General features: G+C 73.3%; 15 protein-coding genes. 5 read left to right on the top strand and 10 right to left on the bottom strand.

Features of this window, described 5'->3' with window-relative positions:
* Positions 1 to 937 precede the first annotated feature (937 nt).
* The 3 genes from ACIRRS_RS10170 to ACIRRS_RS10160 form a co-directional block, all read right to left on the bottom strand.
* Positions 938 to 5,050: a Pls/PosA family non-ribosomal peptide synthetase gene (locus ACIRRS_RS10170; protein ID WP_402967956.1), complete on the bottom strand. Its 4,113-nt coding sequence runs from the start codon at positions 5,048 to 5,050 to the stop codon at positions 938 to 940.
* Between the two features lie 816 nt (positions 5,051 to 5,866).
* Positions 5,867 to 6,412: a hypothetical protein gene (locus tag ACIRRS_RS10165; protein WP_402967502.1), complete on the bottom strand. Its 546-nt coding sequence runs from the start codon at positions 6,410 to 6,412 to the stop codon at positions 5,867 to 5,869.
* A gap of 123 nt (positions 6,413 to 6,535) precedes the next feature.
* Entirely contained in the window at positions 6,536 to 6,820 is a 285-nt protein-coding gene (locus ACIRRS_RS10160; protein WP_402967499.1) for a hypothetical protein, read from the bottom strand.
* A gap of 77 nt (positions 6,821 to 6,897) precedes the next feature.
* Here ACIRRS_RS10160 and ACIRRS_RS10155 point away from each other — a divergent pair, with 77 nt between their 5' ends.
* Positions 6,898 to 7,305 (top strand): hypothetical protein, encoded by a 408-nt coding sequence (locus tag ACIRRS_RS10155; RefSeq protein ID WP_402967496.1) that lies wholly within the window; start codon positions 6,898 to 6,900, stop codon positions 7,303 to 7,305.
* A gap of 54 nt (positions 7,306 to 7,359) precedes the next feature.
* On the opposite strand, the gene ACIRRS_RS10150 is transcribed toward ACIRRS_RS10155, so the two are convergent.
* Positions 7,360 to 8,082, bottom strand: coding sequence for a TetR/AcrR family transcriptional regulator (locus tag ACIRRS_RS10150; protein WP_402967493.1), 723 nt, complete (start codon positions 8,080 to 8,082; stop codon positions 7,360 to 7,362).
* Between the two features lie 134 nt (positions 8,083 to 8,216).
* Between ACIRRS_RS10150 and ACIRRS_RS10145 the strand changes: the two genes are divergently transcribed.
* Positions 8,217 to 8,918, top strand: a complete 702-nt coding sequence (locus ACIRRS_RS10145; protein WP_402967490.1) for an NAD(P)-dependent oxidoreductase — start codon at positions 8,217 to 8,219, stop codon at positions 8,916 to 8,918.
* 98 nt (positions 8,919 to 9,016) lie between these two features.
* Here ACIRRS_RS10145 and ACIRRS_RS10140 read toward each other — a convergent pair whose 3' ends face one another.
* On the bottom strand, positions 9,017 to 9,409 hold the full coding sequence (locus tag ACIRRS_RS10140) for a Dabb family protein (RefSeq protein ID WP_402967487.1): 393 nt from the start codon (positions 9,407 to 9,409) through the stop codon (positions 9,017 to 9,019).
* Between the two features lie 77 nt (positions 9,410 to 9,486).
* Between ACIRRS_RS10140 and ACIRRS_RS10135 the strand changes: the two genes are divergently transcribed.
* Positions 9,487 to 10,131, top strand: a complete 645-nt coding sequence (locus ACIRRS_RS10135; protein ID WP_402967484.1) for a TetR/AcrR family transcriptional regulator — start codon at positions 9,487 to 9,489, stop codon at positions 10,129 to 10,131.
* Positions 10,132 to 10,139: 8 nt separating this feature from the next.
* Here the strand turns inward: ACIRRS_RS10135 and ACIRRS_RS10130 are convergent, their stop codons facing one another.
* Positions 10,140 to 10,787, bottom strand: a complete 648-nt coding sequence (locus tag ACIRRS_RS10130) for a TetR/AcrR family transcriptional regulator (protein ID WP_402967481.1) — start codon at positions 10,785 to 10,787, stop codon at positions 10,140 to 10,142.
* Positions 10,788 to 10,861: 74 nt separating this feature from the next.
* On the opposite strand from ACIRRS_RS10130, the gene ACIRRS_RS10125 reads away from it, so the two are divergent.
* Complete coding sequence (locus ACIRRS_RS10125) at positions 10,862 to 12,079, top strand: amidohydrolase family protein (RefSeq protein WP_402967478.1); 1,218 nt, start codon at positions 10,862 to 10,864, stop codon at positions 12,077 to 12,079.
* A gap of 7 nt (positions 12,080 to 12,086) precedes the next feature.
* Here ACIRRS_RS10125 and ACIRRS_RS10120 read toward each other — a convergent pair whose 3' ends face one another.
* Complete coding sequence (locus tag ACIRRS_RS10120) at positions 12,087 to 13,328, bottom strand: hypothetical protein (protein WP_402967475.1); 1,242 nt, start codon at positions 13,326 to 13,328, stop codon at positions 12,087 to 12,089.
* Positions 13,329 to 13,435: 107 nt separating this feature from the next.
* Between ACIRRS_RS10120 and ACIRRS_RS10115 the strand changes: the two genes are divergently transcribed.
* Positions 13,436 to 13,960, top strand: coding sequence for a DUF6328 family protein (locus ACIRRS_RS10115; protein WP_402967472.1), 525 nt, complete (start codon positions 13,436 to 13,438; stop codon positions 13,958 to 13,960).
* Positions 13,961 to 14,194: 234 nt separating this feature from the next.
* Here ACIRRS_RS10115 and ACIRRS_RS10110 read toward each other — a convergent pair whose 3' ends face one another.
* The 3 genes from ACIRRS_RS10110 to ACIRRS_RS10100 form a co-directional block, all read right to left on the bottom strand.
* A complete protein-coding gene (locus ACIRRS_RS10110) occupies positions 14,195 to 14,578 on the bottom strand; it encodes a hypothetical protein (protein WP_402967469.1) in 384 nt (127 codons plus the stop codon).
* 97 nt (positions 14,579 to 14,675) lie between these two features.
* Positions 14,676 to 15,923, bottom strand: coding sequence for a hypothetical protein (locus ACIRRS_RS10105; protein WP_402967466.1), 1,248 nt, complete (start codon positions 15,921 to 15,923; stop codon positions 14,676 to 14,678).
* Positions 15,924 to 15,960: 37 nt separating this feature from the next.
* A complete protein-coding gene (locus tag ACIRRS_RS10100; protein ID WP_402967463.1) occupies positions 15,961 to 16,467 on the bottom strand; it encodes a SigE family RNA polymerase sigma factor in 507 nt (168 codons plus the stop codon).
* Positions 16,468 to 16,470 lie beyond the last annotated feature (3 nt).

Below are 16,470 nucleotides of genomic sequence, written 5' to 3'. Positions count from 1 at the left end.
TCACCGCCGTACCCGAACCCGGAAAACTCATGCCGCCCACCCCGCCCACCACCCCGACACCCCCCGGCACGGACCCGCAGCACCGACCCCCGGAAACCACCCCGGCACGGCCGCCACGACCCGCCCGCCGGGGAGTCAAGGACACCGCGGACGCAGGCCGAGCAAGCGGACCCAGGCGCCGGCGCGGTGGCCGACGCCCGCCGCGCCGGCAGCCACCAACCGCGCGGGCGACACCGCGAACGCACCGCCCCCACCCCCGCCGACGGCCCCCGACACCCGGCGCCCGCCGCACGGCACCCGCCGCACGGGAAGCCGACAAACCCCGGCCCCCGCACGGGGCCGAAGCACGAACACGCAAAGAAAGAGGGAGGAAGGACAAAGAGGCAGGGGACCAGGGACGGGCGGAAAAGACCGCGCGGCCGCGGTCCACAGGACCACGGCCGCACCACGCACCTCCCGGCCCGGCCCGCCGACCCGGGCAGGACCCGCCAAAGACCCCGCCCGCCGCACACCCCGCCCGCCGGAACCCGGCCACGGAGACCGGAACAGCGGAACCCCTCCGGCAAAGCCGCACGGGAAGCCGGCCCCGCCGGCCTCCCGTGCGGGCAGCAGCAGAGGAAGGGGGAAGAGCGGGGACGGAGAAGCCGGTGCGGCCACGGCCCCACTCCCCCGGCCCGGCCCGCCGGCCGCCCGTCAGGCCCGGACCGGCCTGCGGCGGGACGGCCCGGCGGGGCGCCGCCCGGGCCGGCCCGCGCCAAGAAATCCGCCCCCGCCCGCCCGCCGCTCCGGCAGGAGCCGGCGAGGAGGAAAAGGAGGACCAGGGACGGGCGGAAAAGACGGCGCGGCCGCGGTCCACAGGACCACGGCCGCACCACACACACCTACTGTTTCCGGCCCGGCCGGGGGCGGGCCCGCGTTCCGGGCCCGCCCCGCGGGGTCAGGCCCGGGCCGCCGCCCGGCGCCGCGAGGAACGCCGCCGGGCCGGCACCGCCTGCCCGCCCTCCCACGCCGCCACCGGGTTGCCCAGCCAGCGCGTCGCACCCGGCACACTCTCACCGCGCATCACCAAGGACGCCGGACCCACCGTCGCATCCGCCCCCACCGACGCGTTCAGCAAAACGATCGAGTGCGGCCCGCACGTCGACCCCTCACCCAGGTCCACCGGACCCAGCCGCATCACCCGGTCGTGGAACAGGTGCGTCTGCAACACCGTCCCCCGGTTCACACTCGCACCCGCCCCCACCGTCACCAGATCGCTCTCCGGCAGCCAGTGCGTCTCGCACCACACACCACGCCCCACCTTCGCCCCCAGCGAACGCAGCCACACGTTCAGGTACGGCGTCCCCGTGATCGCCCCGCCCCCGAACGGCATCGCCAGCTCCTCCACGAACGTGTCGTACAACTCGTTGCGCCACACGAACGACGACCACAGCGGATGCTCCGCCACCGTGAACCGCCCCACCAGCAGCCACTTCGCCACCGTCGTCACCCCCAACGCCACCACACCCGCCACGATCAGAACCACGCCCGACGCACCCAGCGCCGCCCCCAGGCCCCAGCCGTCACGCACCTCCTGCAACACCGCCATCACCAGATCCGCCAGCACCGCCGCCACGATCAACGGCACCAGCCGGCACACCTCCACCAGCGCCCGCGCCCACACCAGCCTGCGCGCCGGCGCATACGTACGCCCCTGGTCCCCGCCGGCCGCCACCCGCGGCAGCGCGAACGCCGGCCGCCCCAGCCACGACGAACCCTCGGGCGCATGCGCCGGAGCATCCGAGAGCACACCCACCAGGCAGTTGTCCGGCAACGTCCGCCCCGGACCCACGATCCCCGAATTCCCCACGAACGTACGCCGACCCACCCGCGACGCCCCCAGGTGCAGCCACCCGCCCCGCAACTCGAACGGCGCCACCAGCGTGTCGTCCGCCAGGAACGCCCCGTCCTCCACCCGCATCAGCTTCGGCAGCGACAACACCGTCGACGCCTCCACACCCCGCCCGATCCGCGCCCCCAGCAACCGCAGCCACACCGGCGTGAACAACGACGCGTAGAACGGGAACAGCGAACGCCGCGCCGTGTCCGACAACCGCGACACCGCCCACGCACAGAACGCCACCCCGCCACCGGCCGGATAGAACCCCGGCCTCAACGGCACCGACAACACCCGCACCAGCACCGCTATCAGCAGCGCGTAGCACCCGAGCGTCAGCACCGCCAGCGGCACCGTCCACGGCAGCAGCGTCAACAACGCCCCGCCCAGCGTCGACGACGAACCCACCAACGGCAACGCCACCACCAAAGCCGGCACCGCCGCCACCACCGGCACCACACCGAACACCACGAACGCCGCCGAATACGCCAGCGACCACCACCGCGACACCCGCCCCGGCCCCGCCAGCGGCCACACCGTCGCCCCCTGCCCCGCCGCACCCTCCACCGGCCGCGCCGGAGACCCGTGCCACACACCACCCGCAGGAACCGAACCCGTCACACACGCACCCGGCGCCACCCGCGCCCCCGCACCCACCCGCGCACCCGGCATCAACGTCGAACGGTGACCCACCACCGCACCCTCGCCGACCTCCACCGACCCCACACGCAGCACATCCCCCTCCAGCCACCACCCCGCGATATCCGCCTCCGACTCCACACACGCACCCGCACCGATCCGCGCAAGCCCCGTCACCGGAGGAACCGCATGCAACAAAGCGCCCCCACCCACCCGGCACCCCAGAAGCCGCGCGTACCGCACCCCCCACGGCGTCCCCGCCAGAGCACCCGTGTTGAACACACCCGCGAACCGCTCCGCCGCCCACACCCGCACATGCACACCACCACCACGCGGATACGACCCCGCCCGCACCCCCGCCGTCAGCAACCGCACCCCCGCAGCCGCCACCACGGAGCGACCCGGCGCACTGTAGAACACCACCAACAACGCCACCACCGGCCACCACGACGAATGCGGCGCCCACGACAACCCCGCCCCCAACAGGTTGTCCACCCCGATCAACACCACCACCCACCGCAAACCCGACAACCCGAACAACAACACCAACACCAACGACTGCCACACACCCGCACCCCGAGGCGTCACCCCCACCCGCCCCGCACGACCCGCCGAAGACGAGGAAAAACCATCCGTGTGCGAAATATCTTCCGCACCGCGCCCGCCGGCTCCGCCGGAACCACCCGCACCCCCACCATCACTACCGCCCGCACCACCAGCGCCCCCCACCACCGGCGGCAACGTATCCAAAAACGCCGCCATCTCCCCCAGCACCGGATGCGCATACACATCCGCCACCGACACCCCCGCACAACGCCCCCGCAACACCGACACCAACCGCGCAGCCGTCAGAGACGAACCCCCCACCGCGAAGAAATCGTCCCCACCCCCCGCACGCGCACCCAGCAAACGCTCCCACTCCCCCGCCAGCCACCCCGCCGTCCCCTCCAACACCACACCCGCACCCGCACCCGGGCCGTCACCCCCACCACCCGACCCGCCCGCACCGCCCGCACCGCCCGCACCGCCCGCACCCGGCAACGGCCACGGCAAAGCACCCCGATCCACCTTCCCCGACGTCTTCACCGGCAACGACCCCACCACCGCCAACACCGGCACCAACGCCTGCGGCAACCGCCCCAACAACACCTCCCGCAACCCCGCCACATCCAGCACCACCCCCGGCGAAGCCACCACATACCCCACCAACAACTCCGCCCCCGCCGGCGTCCGCCGCACCGCCGCCGCAGCCGCCACCACCCCCACCAACCCCTGCAACGCCGCATCCACCTCCCCCAACTCGATCCGCCGACCCCCCAACTTCACCTGATCATCAGCCCGCCCCAGAAACACCAGACCCGCCGGATCATTACGCACCAAATCACCACTGCGGTACACACGCGGCGACGACAACGCCGGATGCGGCGCAAACTTCTCCGCATCCCGCACCGGATCCAGATACCGCGCACACCCCACACCACCAATCAGCAACTCCCCCTCACCACCGAACGGCACCACCGCACCCGACGCATCCACCACCGCCACCTCCCACCCCGCAAGCGGCACCCCGATCCGCACCACCTCCCCCGCCACCAACCGAGCCGCCGTCGCCACCACCGTCGTCTCCGTCGGCCCATACGTATTCCAAAACTCCCTGCCGGGAACAGCCACCCGCTCCACCAACTCCGCCGGACACGCCTCACCCCCCACAATCACAAGACGCACCCCCGCCAAACACTCCACCGGCCACAACGCAAGAAGAGTCGGCACCGTCGACACCACCGTCACCCCCCGCTCCACCAACCACGGCCCCAAATCAACCCCCGACCGCACCAACGACCGAGGAGCCGGCACCAACGCCGCCCCCGACCCCCACGCCAACCACATCTCCTCACACGACGCATCAAACCCAACCGACAACCCCGCCAACACCCGATCCCCCGGACCCAACGGCGCCCCCTGACAAAACAACCCCGACTCCGCCTCCACAAACGCCACCGCACTACCGTGCGACACCGCCACACCCTTCGGCCGACCCGTCGTCCCCGACGTAAAAATCACCCACGCCTCATCCGACGCCACCGGCCACCGAGCAACACCCGACCCCACAGGCCACCACTCACGACGCCAAAAACCCCCCTCCCCCAACACCCCACACACACCCGCGTCCTCCCACACCAACTCCGCCCGCTCATCCGGATCATCAAAATCCACCGGCACATACGCCGCCCCACACCGCAAAACCGCCAAAACCCCCACATACAACCCCACACCCCCCGACCTCAACCGCACCCCCACACGATCCCCACCACCCACACCAAACCCCGCCAACACCCCCGCCAACACCTCAACCTCCCCCCACAAACCCCCATAATCCAAAACCACACCACCCCCATCCACCGCCACCGACGACCCAAACAACCCCACCACCCCAAACAACACATCCACCAAAGAACCCGCACCCGAACCCGAACCCGACACCACCGGCCACAACCCAGGCTGGGGAAGCTGCTGCTCGTACTGCTGGTACTGCATCGGCGCCTGGTACTCCGCCCCGTACTGGTACTGCTGGGGAAACGCCTCCGGATAGCCGGTCCCGTACTGATAGCCCGCCCCCTGCTGGGGATAGCCCGCCCCGTACTCCGGCGCACCAAAACCCGCCGGGTAACCCGCCATTTCCTGGCCTGCATCCATGAAAAACGTCGTCCTCTACGAAAAAAGCTGAAAGAAAAGTAAACGGAGGCGTGCACACACAGTGACCTGACAGGGAACGCCACCCACTACCATCGCCCACCCAGGACGGTGCCTGGCGCCACAGCGGCAGGATCAAAGGAACTTCTCACGAACCACGCCATGAAAAGCCCGAAAACACCATGAACCAGGCAGGCAAACCCCGCCAAAGCACGCCCACACCCTAGCCACTCAGCGCACCTCTCCGATCACGGGCAACCGGCGCCGCAGCTGGCACCGCAACCGGCCGTGCTCCCGCTCCCACACCACCCAAAGTGACAGCTGACCGCTCCGGTGCCCACCTGCTGCCCAGGAAACCGGCCGTCTGCCCAGAAACCATCCAGCTGGGCGCAGCCCGCTCACAGGCCACTCGAGACGAGCCGACGCGCGATTCCGCGAATCGGTTCCAAGGAACTTCGACGGAAATGGCTTTGTCCACAAATCGCGACAACGGAGGGCGGATCGCCGACCTCTGCACGGCGGGCAGGAGGTGGCACCCGATGGGCGCGAGGCTACCCAGGGGGCGTGAGCGAGGCCGTCCACGCGGGGCTCAACCGAAGGCCCAGACGCCGCAGCCGATGCCGTCGCCGCACTCGTAGCGCTGTCGCCCCATCCTCGGCTTCACGCTCCGCGGGTGCGGTTGGCGGCGTCGCAGGTGCGCAGGTCGTGGCCGGCGGGGAGGGCGGTCAGCCCCCACAGGGCCACGGTCGCCGTCCCCTGGCGGAGTTCGGCTTCCCAGGCTGCCCCCAGCACCTGTTCTCCCGGGGTGGTGGCGAACCGGAGCAGCGGCCACGACACCTGGTTGACCCACCGGGCGGCCGCGAAGGGCGCCAGGAAGGCCGCCAGCAGGGAGACCTCCAGCGGGGCGGGCCAGAGCTCCCGGTGCGCGCTCATCCACACCCCGGCGACCGCGCAGGCGACGACCACCGCGCCGAGCAGCACCGGCGTCCGCCGGTTCACCCGCCGCAGGCGTTCGACCGGTTCCTCGTCGTCGGCCAGGCCCTGCTCCGCGAGCCGCGCGCGCAGGGCCTTCGCCTCCGGGGAGGCGTTCACCGCCCGGAGGAGCGCCCGGAGGAGGGCCTGGAGGTCCCCGGTGAGCGCGGACCCGAGCGAGCGCACGGCCACCGCCGCGAACGCCGCCGGCAGAAGCACCAGGACCAGCCACATGACGTCCCCTCCCGGTCGGGCCCGCCCCGGTCTGTGCCCCGCGAGGACCGCCAGGCAACCGGCAACTTGGGTGGGCGGAAGGGGATTTGACCTTGGACGGACCGAGGCGGCGGCGAGGGGCCGTCAGAGCTCGATCTCCTCCCCGGAGGCGGTCCAGGCGAAGACCTCGCCCGAGGGGCCGGGCCAGATGGAGGCGTAGTCCTCCCGGTAGTCGACCAGACCGCCCTCACCGCGCAGGATCGTGAAGCGGACCGTCACGTGCTCACCCGCGGGGATCTCGTGCTCGAAGCCCATGGGCTCGAAGATCACCAGGAGCGGCTCGTCAGGGCCTGCCGCCACCACGATCTCCTCCTCTTCCAGCGGTGTTCTCCTGCGTCGCCTCCACCACATGGCGATCTCCTTGACCATTGCTTTGCTGATCCTTGAATCGATCATATGATCCACGAAGTTGGCGATCCGACCATCCAGCCAGGGGGCGCAGCAGCATGCGGACGGCACACACGGGGTCCACGACGACGGACAGGGCGGCGCTCGTCGTCTCCCGGCTGATCCTGGGCGCGGAGGTGCTCGGCAGCCTCTGGGTCGCGGTGGTGACGTGGATGCTGCGCGGCCTCTTCTACTTCGACGAGGACGGCCGTTCGGGCCTGCTCGGCCCCGCCGTCGCCCTGGCCTGGGCGCTGCTGTGCGCCGCGACCCTCGTCGCGACCCGGCGCGGTGGCGGGCGCGGGGTGTTCACCGCCGCGGCGGTGGTGCATGCGCTCGCCGCCGCCTGGGCCTCGTGGCACACGGTGTGGCCGCTGGCCGCCGGGGCGGTCGGGGCTGCGGCGGTACTCGCTCTCGCCGGTCGGCGCGGTGCTCGAACTCCCCTGCGGCTTCGTGGCCTCTCCGGCTGAGACCTCTTCACCCGACCCCGACCCCGACCCCGACCCGACCGCCGGGCCGCGAAGTCACGCCCCGGCGCTGGTACGGATGTTCAACGATCGGACCCACTGGGCGAGTTCGGCGTGGAAGAGCTTGTCCGGCGAGAGCGTCTGGGCGCGCAGGTGGCCGTAGATCTCCAGCGCGACCAGGCCGTGCAGGTGGCCCCACATCCGCAGCGCCAGGGCCACCCCGGCCGGCGGTAGGGCGGGAAACGCCGGGCGGACCTTGTCGAGCAGGCCGGGGTCGAAGTCGTCCCAGCCGAAGTCGCCGCCCCCGTGCGCCTGTTCGGCGCCGCTCCAGGCCGCGTCCGCCAGCGCGGCGATGCCGATGCAGACCCGGCGGGCGGCGTCCGGCGCGGCGCCGCCCGCCGGGGCCCGGTATCCGGGGACGGGGTCACCGTAGATCAGCCGGAAGCCTTCGGGGTTGGCCAGTGCCCAGGTGCGGAAGGCGCGCGCCCAGGCCTGTATCCGCTCCGCCGGGGCGTCCTGCGCGGAGGCGGCCCAGGCGGCGTCGACGGTGTCGGCGAGCGCGGTGTAGACGTCCACGATGAGGGCGGTGACCAGGTCGTCGCGGGTGGCGAAGTAGCCGTAGATGGCGTTGGCGGTCATGCCCATCTCGCGGGCGATCGCTCGCAGGGCGATCGCGTCGGGGCCGCCCGAGCCCATCAACTCCAGTGCTGTGCGCTTGATCTCGGCGGTCGTCTCGATCCGCAGTCGCTCGCGCCGTCCGGTGCTTCGGGTGTCTGCCACGGGATGACTCTACAGCGTCACGGCTCTGATTGCCGTTCAGAAACTGCACGCCGTATAGTTTTCGCACGGCGTGAGGCCCTGCGGTCTCGCGGCGCCCATCCGGCATGACCACGGCATGAATCAAGGGGAGAACCATGCACATCGGCGTCATCGGAGCCACCGGCACCATCGGCAGCAGGGTCGTCACCGAGGCCCTCCACCGCGGACACCGCGTCACGGCATTCAGCCGGGACGCCTCCGCGATCACCGACCGGCGGGAGAACCTCGACTGGGCGAGCGTCGACGTCCTGGACGCCGCGAGCGTCGCCGCCGTCCTGCCCGACCTCGACGTGCTGATCAGCGGCTTCCAGCCGGGGAACGCGGCGAGGGACTTCGCCGACACCCTCCGCCGCTCGATCGCGGACCCGACCGTCTACGCCACCGCCGCCCAGGCCCTGCTCAAGGCCCTGGAGAGCCGTCCGCGCACCCGGCTGATCGTCATCGGCGGCGCCGGCAGCCTGGAGATCGAGCCGGGCGTCGTCCGCGCCGACCACGAGGAGCTCGTCCACGCCTCGCTCGACGAACTGGGCCTGCCCCGCGAGTACGCCGCCGCCGTACTCGGGCACCGGGAGGCGCTGAACGTCCTGCGCGCCTCGAACCGGCTCTGGACGTACTTCAGCCCCGCCGAGCAGATCGCCCCCGGGGAGCGCACCGGGCGCTTCCGCATCGGCGGCGACCAGCCCGTCCTGGACGCCGACGGCCGGAGCCGGATCTCGGTGGAGGACGCAGCGGTCGCCCTGGTCGACGAGGCCGAGCTGCCCCGCTTCGTCCAGCGCCGGTTCACCGTCGGATACTGATCCTGCCGGAGCCGCGCCCGCAGGGCCGGATCCGGCCGCCTTCAACAGCCCGATCCGGCCTGATCCGGCCTGATCCGGCTCTGCGGGAAGCCCCGACCCTAGACCCCGGTGAGCAGCGGGGTCAGCTCCGCCGCCCACTGCGGGTACATCGCCACCTTCTCCTCGTGCAGGGCGCCGATCCGCGCCGCCAGGTCGGGGGCCGGATCGTCGGACATGTCCGGGCCGATGGCGAGCCTCGCCAGGTGCGGGATGATCTGCGGGTCCCCGGCCAGGTGCACCGGGTCGTGCATGTAGCGGCGCAGGGCCGCCATGTCCTCGATGCCCACGCAGTAGGCGTGGGTGAAGCCGTCCGACGGGTCGAGGTTCTGGCCGACGGACGAGAACACCACCGAGTCGACGGCGGCCGTGCGGCGCATGACCGCCAGCACGTGCTCCTTCTCCTCCTCGGTCGCGCCGTCCTTGAACGCGAAGCGCAGGGTGTGCACGATCACGGGTCCCCCAAGCGGTCGTCAACTGAACCAGCTGGTTCAGGAATCTGGTCTTACTGGTTCTGCTCTAGACTGAACCCATGGGTTCAGATCCGTCAACTGCCGTCGTTCGTACCGCCCGTGGCGCGCGGGGCCGGGAGCAGCGGCGGGAGGCGATCCTCGGCGCCGCCTTCGCCGTCTTCGCCCGGCGCGGCTACGCGCAGACCTGTGTGCAGGAGGTGGCCCAGGAGGCGGGGGTCGCCAAGCCGACGGTCTACAACCACCTGGACGACAAGGAGACGCTCTACCGCGAGGCTCTTCAGGCCGCCGCCGGGCGGGTCGCCGAGCAGGGCGTCGCCGTGGTCGAGCGGCTGCGCGGGGCGGGGGGCCACGGGGCGGTGCGGGAGGTGCTGACGGAGGCCGGGCGGGGCCTGGCCGAGCTGTGGAACGGGCCGGAGGCGAGCGCGCTGCGGCGGCTGGCCGAGGCCGAGGCCGGCTCCTTCCCCGGGCTCGCCGCGGACCTGCGCCTGCGCACCGACGTGCGCCTCCAGCGCGCGCTGGCCGACCACCTCGCCCGACTCGCCCTCGCCGGGCACCTGCGGGCCTGCGACCCCGACCGGGCGGCCGAGCACCTGCTCGCGCTGCTGACGGGCCCGGCGCGCTTCCGCCCGTACGAGGAGGAGGCGCCGGGCGGGGAGGACGCCGAGCGGGCCGTCGAGGTCTTCCTGCGGGCGTACGGCGCCTGACAGTTGATCTAGGGAGCGTCGGCCCCCAGCAGCCCCGACAGCACCGCCGCCGTCGAGGCCAGCAGTTCCTCGGCCACCGCGCCGCCCGCCGCCGTGCGCGCGAGCAGCCCCTCCCGCGCCGCCAGGATCACCGCCGCGGCCTGACGGGCGCTCGCCCCCGTGGGTACCAGTTCCGGCAGCGCCCGCTCCAGGACGTCCGCCGCCGCCCGCGCCAGCAGCGCATCGTGCGCCGCGACCTGCTCGGCCAGCGCCTCGGAGCGGGCCGCGACCAGCCGGAACTCCAGGAACAGCAGGATCCAGCCGGTCTCCGCGGGGTCGACCCGCAGCAGTGCCTCGGCCAGCAGCCGGGCCCGCTCCTGCGGGGCCAGGCCCGGGCAGGCGGCGGCGAGCCGCTCCAGTTCGGCCATCCGCTCGGCGGCCCGGTCGTCGAAGAGCGCCAGCAGGAGGTCCTCCTTGCTGCCGAAGTTCGAGTAGAAGGCGCCGCGGGTGTACCCGGCGGCGGCGCAGACGTCCTCGATGCTCGTCCGCGCGAAGCCGACGGTGAGGAACAGCTCGCTCGCCGCGGCGAGCAGCCGCGCCCGGGTGTGGACGCGGCGGCGGGGCGGCCGGGGCGCGGCGGCGGCAGCGTTGGCGGGGTCGGTGGGCGCTGGGTTCACAGGAGCACGATACATGGTGTATTCAGTACAGGTCGTATTCAATACGTCCCGTACTGAACCGGAGGCGACCCGGCATGTCCCGACTGCTCATCACCAACGCCCACCTGCTCCACCCCGAGGACGGCACCCTCACCGACGCCGGCTGGCTGGAGGCCGCCGACGGCCGGATCACCGCCACCGGCACCGGCCGTCCGCCCGCCGCCACCGAGGACGTCCGGGTCCTCGACGCGCGGGGCGGCACCGCGCTGCCGGGCCTGATCGACGCCCACGTGCACCTGCTCGTCACCTCGCTCGACCTGCGGGACGTGGCCAGTTGGACGCCCGGCTACGCCACCGTCCGCGCCCTCGCCGAGGCCGAGCGCATGTTGCGCCGCGGCTTCACCACCGTGCGCGACGTCGGCGGCGCCGACCACGGCATGGCCCGCGCCCTGGAGGAGGGCCTGGTACCCGGCCCCCGGCTCCTGCACGGCGGCAAGGCGCTCTCCCAGACCGGCGGCCACGGCGACCTGCGCCCGCTCGGCGACAACTCGCTCCCCTGCTGCGAGGCCCGCCCCCACTTCGGCCGCATCGCCGACGGCGTGGACGCGGTGCGCACCGCCGCCCGGGACGAGTTCCGCAAGGGCGCCCGCCACCTCAAGGTGCTGCTCTCCGGCGGCGTCGCCTCCCCGCACGACGAGATCGCCGCCGTCCAGTACAGCGAGGACGAGATCCGGGCGGCCGTCGAGGAGGCGGACAACCACAACCGCTACGTCACCGTGCACGCCTACCACCCGCGCGCCATCGACCGGGCTCTCAGGGCCGGGGTGCGCTGCGTCGAGCACGGCAACCTGCTGGACGACGGCACGATCGCGCTGCTGCTGGAGAAGGACGCCTACCTCGTCCCGACCCTGGTCGCCTATGAGCAGACCGCCCGGCTCGGCGCGGCCTCGGGCCTGCCGCCGGCCTCCCTCGGCAAGCTCGCCGAAGTCCGCGACCGGGGCCTGGAGGCCCTGGAGCGCGCCCACCGCGCGGGCGTCAACCTGGTCTACGGCAGCGACCTGCTGGGCCCGCTGCACCCGGCCCAGCTGGAGGAGTTCACCCTGCGCGCCCAAGTCCAGCCCGCGGCCGACGTGCTGCGCTCCGCGACCACCACGGCCGCCCGGCTCCTCGGCATGGAGGGGCGGATCGGCACGCTGGCCCCGGGCGCGCACGCCGACCTGCTCGTGGTCGACGGCGACCCGCTGGCCGACCTCACCGTGCTCACCCGCCCGGAGAAGCACCTCCACGTCGTCAAGGCGGGCGTGCCGGTCTGAGCGCGGCTCAGACCGCCGGGGCCTCCGTGCGGTTGGTGAGCACGGCCTCGGGCGAGACGCCGTGGGCCGCCAGGGCCTCGGCGATGACGGCCTGTCCGGCGGCGAGGTCGTCGCGTATCAGGATGTCCAGCAGGACGGACTCCGAGCGCACCTCGCCGTCCGGCCCCCGGCGCATCGTGGCGCCGCCGATCTGGGCGTTGCCGAGGCCGGCCCCGACCAGGCGGCGGTCGAGGTCGTCCATGACCGTACGGCCGTAGCCCGCGGGGCGGCCCTGGACGGGCAGGTCGAGGCGGAGGTCCCAGTGCCGGGCGCCGGCCAGCGGGCTGCGCCCGTACCAGCGGGCGACGAGGGCGCCGGGCCGGAGCGCGGCGAGGGTCTCGACGGCCCAGCAGGCCTCGGCCGTGTCCTGCGGCTCGGCGACGGCCCGGAGCAGCACGGGATGCCCGTACCCGGCCGCGCGCAGGGCGGCGGCGAGCTCCGGCAGGTGCGCGGCGCCGTCGGCGGCCGTGCAGCGGGCGAGGGCTGCGGCGACGGCCGGGGCGGCGAGGGCCGGATCGGCGGCGGCCTCGGCGAGGAGGTGCTCGGCGCGGGCGAGGAGGCTCCCGAACGCCGCGAAGGGGAAGTCGCCGCCCTTGCACCGCAGGGTGTACAGCGGCGGGGCGAAGGGGCGGCGCCCGGTCTGGGTGGCGACGGGGTGACCGCCCGGTCCGTCGGCGGACCACACCAGGCCGCTGCCCGCGAGGTTGCGCCACTCCCACCAGTCACGCGTCTCGGGGCGCAGGCCCGGGCCGCCGCCGGGGCGGACGTGCCGGAAGGCCGCGTCCACGAGCGGGCTCATGGCGCCGGGGTCGTCGCCGTCGTCGAGGACGGTGAAGGTGGCGAGCAGCGCGAGCACCGGGCCGGGGTGGCGCAGCTCGGGGTCGACGAGGGCGAACGCCCGGGCCAGGCGGTCGAGTTCGCCCCAGCGCAGGGCGTGCGGGATGGGGTGGGCCTGGTCGATCCAGCCGAGGGCGGCCGGTTCGTCGAGGCCGGGGGCGTCGAGGTCGAGGCTGTAGGTGGCGTAGGCCAGGTCGACGTCGAGGACCAGTTCGTGGCCGTCGCCGAGGGCGAAGCGGGCCGTGAACTCGTCCTCCCAGTTGTTTTCCTCCGACAGGTGGTCGTCGTCGTAGGTGTCGCCGTGCTCGAACAGGTAGCGCGGCCAGAAGTCGGGTGCGGTGAGGCGGGCGGTGAAGGCGTTCTCCAGGGGCACGTCGGCGACGCTAGCGCACACCACTGACAGTCCGTCCGGGACGGTCGGCGGCCCCGGACCCGCGCGGGGAGGCGCGGGGAGGCGCGGCGGGACGCACACTATGACGCATGACCAGCAGCACTCCGCCCCCGGGCCACGACGACCACCACGACTCCTCCCCGCCCCCCGGCTGGGAGAACCCGGCGGTGCGCGCCGACCGGCGCCTGGTGGAGCTGCTGCAGGAACTGAGAGTGCTGCAGACCGGGGTGCAGATCGTCTTCGCGTTCCTCCTCGGCGTGGCCTTCACCCCGCGCTTCGCCGAACTCAGCGACGCCCAGCAGGACATCTACGTCACGACCCTGCTGCTGACCGTCGTCGCCTCCGCCGTCCTGGCGACGCCGGTGGCCCTGCACCGCGGCCTGTACCGACACCCGGGCAAGGCGCGGATCGTCCGCGTCTCCGCCCGGGTGGCGCAGGTGGGCCTGCTGCTGCTCGCCTCCGCGCTGACCGGCGCGGTGCTGCTGGTGCTGGACGTGGTGCTGGGCGCCCCGCTCGCGGTGGCGATCACCGCCGTGGTGGCGCTGATCTTCGCCTCGCTGTGGTTCGTCCTGCCCTGGGCGGTGCGCCGCCCCCTGCGCGAGCCGGAGGCATGAGTCACGGCGGCGGCGCCCACCTGGGCGGGGCCGGCCCGGTGTCGTCCAGGACGGTGCTCCCGCTGCCCGTCGCCCGCGCCTGCCCCTCGGGCGGGCGCGGGCGACGGTGCGGGACCGGGCCGGGGCCGGCTGTCGGGCGCCGGAGGCCGGGCCGGGGAGTCGCGCTGCTCCCCCCACCCTCTCCGGAGTCCGACGGAGGGCCGGACCGCTTACCCGGGTTCGCCGCGTTCGGCCTCAGGCGTCCTCGATGTCCGAGATCAGCTTGGTGGCGAGGTCGCTCTGGACGGCCAGCCTGGTGTGCCCGGCGTCGGGGCCGGTGCCCCAGGTGAGGGTGACGGTGGTGAACAGGTGCCCGGCGCCGGAGTCGTGGTAGCGCACCTCCCAGCGGGTGGGCACGTCCTGGGCGCGCAGCACGCCGTCCGCGTGGTTGGCCTCCTCCCAGGCGGCGAGGCGCTGGCGCAGGTCCTCGGTGAGGTAGTGGGCGCGCAACTCGTCGCCCAGGTTGTCGGTGCCGTCGGAGACGGCGTCGATGTAGGCGCCGTAGAAGTCGGCGACCCGGTCGACGGCGGAGTCGGGGCCGCCCTCGCGCACGGGGGTCGCGGCGTCGGTGTCGGACATGAGAGGTCTCCCTACGTCGGGGGAATCATGCTGCCAGTGGCATCAACGACCGTACATGCCAAGGGGTTTCGCGCGATCGACCACGAGATGTCCCGGCTCATCGGCGCCAGGCCGCAAAGGTGGCGATCGCCTTGAGCTGGTCCACCGTCAGCGCGGGGGTACCGGGCAGGGTCTCGGTGTCGTCCTTGCCGTTCCACTCCGAGACCATGACCCGGGTGCCGTCCGGGTGCAGGGCGTCCACCAGCCAGCGCAGGGTCGGCCCGGTGTCGGACTTGCTCGCGCCCATCGTGTGGAGCTGGACGAGGGTGCCGTCCGGGAGCTGGGTCAGGGCGGCCGGGGAGACCGACCGCCGGAAGCTCTGGGCGGCGGCGGCCACCTCGGCGCTGTCCAGGGGGCGCGGGGTGACGGTGACGGCGAGCATGCTGGTCCGCCCTTCCCGCTCGACCGTGAGGTGGCCCTTGCCCGGGGTGTGCTGGGGGGCGCCGGGGTCGCTGCGGGTCTCGGGCGGCAGCATGGCGACGGCGGTGGTGACGATCTCGTCGGGCCGGAACTCGGCGGCGGCGACCGGGGCGGGAGCGACGGTGCTCGTGCGGCCCCCGGCGAAGACCGGGTCCCAGGCCTTGCTGGTGGCGATGACGGTGAGCTGCTCGGAGCTCAGCGGCGGAGCGGCGCGGGTCAACGGGGGCCCGTAGACAGTGGAGTTGACCTCCCAGAGGCTCACCTGGCGGCCGTCCGGGCCGGTGTAGGTGATCCGCCACTCGCGGACCTTCATCGGCTCGACGGGCGCGAGCTTGTCGATGACGACGATGCCGCCGTCCGGCAGGACGGTGCGCTCGCACCCCTCGACGGGCCGCTCGACGGCGTCGGCGCACTGGGTGCCGCGGGTGGTGTCGGTGATCGGCAGGGCGGCGCGGCCGACGGTCAGGTTGACCATGCCGGCGCCCTTGCCGTCGTCGAAGACGACGTGCGCGGCGGGCGGAGTGCTCCTCTCCGGCCCGTCGTTGGGCCCCTGGGCCCAACTGCTGCCGACCGTCCCGGGGGGCAGCAGCGCGATCAGCGTGTCGGACATGAACCGGTCCTCCAGGTGGGCGGGCCACTCCCCGGCCACCGGCCCCGCCACCGTGGCGCGGCCACCGCCGCCGGGCAGCAGCGGCCCGGCCAGGACGGCGAGGGCGACGACGGCGGCGCAGCCCCCCAGGAGCGCGGCGCCCTGGCGGCGGCGGTGGCGCCGGTGCCGGCGGCGGGCCGCCTCGGCGAGGTCGGCGGCGGGCGGGGCGGGGGCGAGGTCGGCGGCCTCGTGCAGCAGTCGGGTGAAACCGGGGGCGAGCGGGTCGTCCATGGGCATGCCGGTGCTCCTCAAGCGGCGGGGCGGGGAAGGGGGTTCAGGATCGGGCGAGGTCGTCCAGCTCGGAGCCGAGGACGGCGCGCAGCCGCACCAGGGCGCGGGAACTGCGCGAGCGGACGGCGCCCGCGCCCAGGCGCATCACGTGCGCCGTCTCCTCGACGCTGCGGTCCTCCCAGAAGCGCAGCACCAGCACCGCCCGGTCGTGGGCGGGCAGTTCGGCCAGCGCCCTCAGCAGGGTGACGCGCAGGGACGGGTCCGGGTCGGCGACGGGCTGCTCGGCGAAGGTGTCGGTGACGTGCTCCCCCGCGGAGCGCCTGCGGCGGTAGGAGAGGAAGGTGTTGACCAGGACGGTCTGGGCGTAACCCGCCTGGTTGTCCATCCGGGAGACCTTGCGCCACTTCCCGTACAGCTTGCCGAGCGCCTCCTGGGCGAGGTCCTCGGCCAGGTGCGCGTCACCGCCGGTCAGCAGGAAGGCGGTTCGGACCAGGTGCCGCCCGCGGACGGCGGCGAACTCCTGGAAGTCGTGGGTGTTCGTGCGCTCCATGAC

This window comes from Kitasatospora sp. NPDC101183, from assembly GCF_044767945.1.
Lineage (GTDB): Bacteria > Actinomycetota > Actinomycetes > Streptomycetales > Streptomycetaceae > Kitasatospora.
Note: the sequence above shows the minus strand (reverse complement) of the source record. Positions and strands in the feature narration are given on the sequence as shown.